Origin of the sequence: Amycolatopsis kentuckyensis (assembly GCF_002155975.1) — a bacterium.
Taxonomy (GTDB): Bacteria; Actinomycetota; Actinomycetes; order Mycobacteriales; family Pseudonocardiaceae; genus Amycolatopsis; species Amycolatopsis kentuckyensis.
Genome location: NZ_MUMI01000814.1, coordinates 1 through 3,568 on the forward strand (window position 1 = coordinate 1; position 3,568 = coordinate 3,568).

Annotated in this window: 4 protein-coding genes and 1 pseudogene; 4 read left to right on the forward strand and 1 reads right to left on the reverse strand. The window is 70.7% G+C overall.

The window, feature by feature from the left end:
* Together CCN39_RS48230 and CCN39_RS48235 are read left to right on the forward strand one after the other, a co-directional pair.
* A pseudogene (locus CCN39_RS48230) lies at nt 1–206 on the forward strand (hypothetical protein); the annotation flags it as partial.
* Between the two features lie 10 nt (nt 207–216).
* Nucleotides 217–669, forward strand: a complete 453-nt coding sequence (locus CCN39_RS48235; protein WP_086853920.1) for a GNAT family N-acetyltransferase — start codon at nt 217–219, stop codon at nt 667–669.
* Here CCN39_RS48235 and CCN39_RS48240 read toward each other — a convergent pair.
* Nucleotides 666–1,010, reverse strand: a complete 345-nt coding sequence (locus CCN39_RS48240) for a hypothetical protein (protein WP_003071911.1) — start codon at nt 1,008–1,010, stop codon at nt 666–668. The genes CCN39_RS48235 and CCN39_RS48240 overlap by 4 nt on opposite strands.
* A 183-nt stretch (nt 1,011–1,193) precedes the next feature.
* Here CCN39_RS48240 and lpdA point away from each other — a divergent pair, with 183 nt between their 5' ends.
* Both lpdA and sucB read left to right on the forward strand, forming a co-directional pair.
* Nucleotides 1,194–2,567: a dihydrolipoyl dehydrogenase gene (gene lpdA, locus CCN39_RS48245; protein WP_086853916.1), complete on the forward strand. Its 1,374-nt coding sequence runs from the start codon at nt 1,194–1,196 to the stop codon at nt 2,565–2,567.
* Between the two features lie 55 nt (nt 2,568–2,622).
* Nucleotides 2,623–3,568: 2-oxoglutarate dehydrogenase, E2 component, dihydrolipoamide succinyltransferase (sucB, locus tag CCN39_RS48250; RefSeq protein WP_086853918.1), on the forward strand; the 946-nt coding region annotated here is incomplete at its 3' end.

The following is a 3,568-nucleotide window of genomic DNA, read 5'->3' on the forward strand; positions in this document are numbered from 1 at the left end:
GCCGTGCCGAGGAGGCGGGGGAAGACCACGTCGGCACGGCGGACCTGCACGCGGACAACGGCGTCGTGGTCCTGTCGGAACCCGCGGTGCTGCTGCTCTCGGCCGGGCACGTCGTCGAGGTCGACCCGGTCCTGGGCACCACCGTCCACGCGTCCTTCCGGGCGGCGCTGGTCAAGCACGCCACCCTGCTCGCCCAGGCAGGCTAGGTTGGACCCGGTGACCACCCTCACCGTGGAGAAGATCACCCCCGAGAACGTCGCCGCCGCGTGCCAGCTGGCCGTCGAACCCCACCAGAAGGACTTCGTCGCCCCGGTCGCCGTCTCGCTCGCCGAGGCGTACACGCAGCCGGAGATCGCCTGGCCTCGGCTGATCCTCGACGACGGCGAACCCGTCGCCTTCGTGATGGGCGGCTTCAACCCGGACGCCGAGTTCGACTTCTTCCGCTGCGGGATCTGGCGGCTCAACGTCGGCGCGGGCGTCCAGGGTCGCGGCTACGGCCGGTTCGCCGTCGAAACCGTCCTCGAAGAAGCGCGAAGACGCGGGCACCAGGCCGCGACCGTGCTGTGGATCCCGGCCGAGGGCGGCCCCGAGGAGTTCTACCTCAAGCTGGGCTTCCGCCCGACCGGCCAGACCTTCAACGGCGAGGTCGTCGGCCGGATCGGGCTTTAGACCTGGCCGCGCTTCTTCCGCTCGGTGTACTCGCGCATCCGCTTCGGGTAGCCGACCCGGGCGACCTCGTACACCGGGATCGACCGGCGGTGGCCGAACTGCTGCGCCGCCTCCAGGCTGCCGATGCGCCGCCGCGTCCACTCCCCGTCGTGGGCGATCAACACCACAGTGGTCTCCGTGACGTTGGTCTTCGGCTCCACGAACGCCTCGACACCCCGCCGCGTGGCCGCCCACTCGTCGAGGTGACGGGTATCCTCGGAGCTGGCTTTCCGCAGCGTACCGGCCCGCTGTCCACCCTTGGCCCGCCTGCGCAGCGAGTCGAAGAGACCCACCTCGACCACCCTCCCTCACGAGACTTCCCCCACTCATTATCCCGGACTCCGCGTGTGGTCGGCGTCGCACACCCGGCTAGCTCGCAGCCCCGTCCGGCGTAGTGACAAGATGGCGGTGTCGCGCGCGCGGTTATACCGGGCGCGGGCGCGACGACAGAGCATCACCCCACTGCTTGCCGAGGAGTTAATGAAGTGACCGACACCTCCGCCGACCTCGTGATCCTGGGAGGCGGATCGGGCGGCTACGCCGCGGCGTTCCGCGCGGCCGAGCTGGGCCTTTCCGTCACGCTGATCGAGAAGGACAAGCTGGGCGGGACGTGCCTCCACCGGGGCTGCATCCCGACCAAGGCCCTGCTCCACGCCGCCGAGGTCGCCGACGAGACCCGGGAAGCCGAAGCGGTCGGCGTCAAGGCCGCCTTCGAGGGCATCGACATCGCCGGGGTCAACAAGTACAAGGACGGGATCGTCGCCCGCCTGTACAAGGGCCTGCAGGGCCTGGCCAAGGCGCACAAGGTGAACCTCGTCGAGGGCAGCGGGACGTTCGTCGGCGGCACGACCGTCGAGGTGGACGGCACCCGCCACACCGGCAAGAACGTCATCCTCGCCACCGGCTCGTACTCGCGCACGCTGCCCGGCCTGGAGCTCGGCGGCCGCATCATCGCCAGCGAGCAGGCTCTGGCCCTCGACTACGTCCCCAAGAAGGTCGTGGTGCTCGGCGGCGGCGTCATCGGCGTCGAGTTCGCCAGCGTCTGGGCCTCCTTCGGCGTCGACGTCACCATCGTCGAGGCCCTGCCGCGGCTGGTCCCGAACGAGGACGAGTTCGCGTCCAAGCAGCTCGAGCGCGCTTTCCGCCGTCGCAAGATCGCCTTCAAGACCGGCGTGAAGTTCACCGGCGCGAAGCAGGACGACAACGGCGTGAGCGTTTCGCTGGAGTCCGGCGAGACCATCGAGGCCGACCTGCTGCTGGTCGCCGTCGGCCGCGGGCCGAACTCGGCGGGCCACGGCTACGAGGAGGCCGGCGTCAAGATCGAGCGCGGCTTCGTCCTCACCGACGAGCGGCTGCGCACCAACCTGCCGAACGTGTACGCCGTCGGCGACATCGTCCCCGGCCTGCAGCTCGCCCACCGCGGCTTCCAGCAGGGCATCTTCGTCGCCGAGGAGATCGCCGGGCAGAACCCGCGCGTGATCGACGAGAGCGGCATCCCGCGGGTCACCTACTCGCACCCGGAGGTCGCGTCGGTCGGGCTGACCGAGTCGCAGGCCAAGGACAAGTACGGCTCGGACGTCACGACGTTCACCTACGACCTCGGCGGCAACGGCAAGAGCCAGATCCTCAAGACCTCCGGCGGGGTCAAGCTGGTCAAGGCCCCGGACGGCCCGGTCGTCGGGGTGCACATGGTCGGCGACCGCGTCGGCGAGCTGATCGGCGAAGCGCAGCTGATCTACAGCTGGGAGGCGTTCCCCGAGGACGTCGCCCCGCTGATCCACGCGCACCCCACCCAGACCGAGGCCCTCGGTGAAGCGTTCCTCGCCCTCGCGGGGAAGCCGCTGCACGTGCACAGCTGACGTCCCACCAGCAGAATCCAGACCACGCAGAACTTGGAAGAGGAGTCAGCGAACGATGGCCTACTCCGTCACATTGCCGGAGCTCGGGGAGAGCGTCACCGAAGGCACCGTCACCCGGTGGCTTAAGCAGGAGGGCGACACCGTCGAGGTCGACGAGCCGTTGCTCGAGATCTCGACCGACAAGGTCGACACCGAGGTTCCGTCCCCGGTGGCGGGCACGGTCGTGAAGATCAGCGCCCAGGAGGACGAGACCGTCGAGGTCGGCGGCGAGCTCGCCGTCATCGACGACGGCACCGGCGGCGTACCGGAGTCCTCTTCTTCCTCCGCCCCCGCGGAGGAGGAGCAGCAGGAGTCCGCGCCGGAGCCTTCGCAGCCGGAGCCGCAGGCCGAAGACAGCGCGCCGAGCAAGCCGGACACCGCGCCGGCCGCCGGTGGTGAAGGCACCGAGGTGAAGCTGCCCGAGCTGGGCGAAAGCGTCACCGAGGGCACCGTCACGCGCTGGCTGAAGGCGGTCGGCGACTCGGTCGAGGTCGACGAGCCGCTGCTCGAGATCTCCACCGACAAGGTCGACACCGAGGTGCCGTCGCCGGTGGCCGGCACGGTGCTGGAGATCCGCGCGGGCGAGGACGAGACCGTCGAGGTCGGCGGCGTCCTGGCGGTGATCGGTGACGCGAACGCGGCGCCGAAGGCCGAGGCGAAGCCGGAGCCCAAGCCCGAGCCGAAGCCGGAACCCAAGCCGGAGCCGAAGCCCGAGCCCAAGCCGGAGCCGGTCCAGGAGGCCAAGCCCGAGCCCAAGCCGGAACCGAAGCCGCAGGCCGCCCCGGCCTCGGCCGCCACGCAGTCGGCCCCGGCCGCCGCGGCGAAGGACGGCTCGGCGGACGGCCCGTACGTCACGCCGCTGGTCCGCAAGCTCGCGTCGGAGCACGGCATCGACCTCGCGTCGCTGACCGGCAGCGGCGTCGGCGGCCGGATCCGCAAGCAGGACGTCCTGGCCGCGGCCG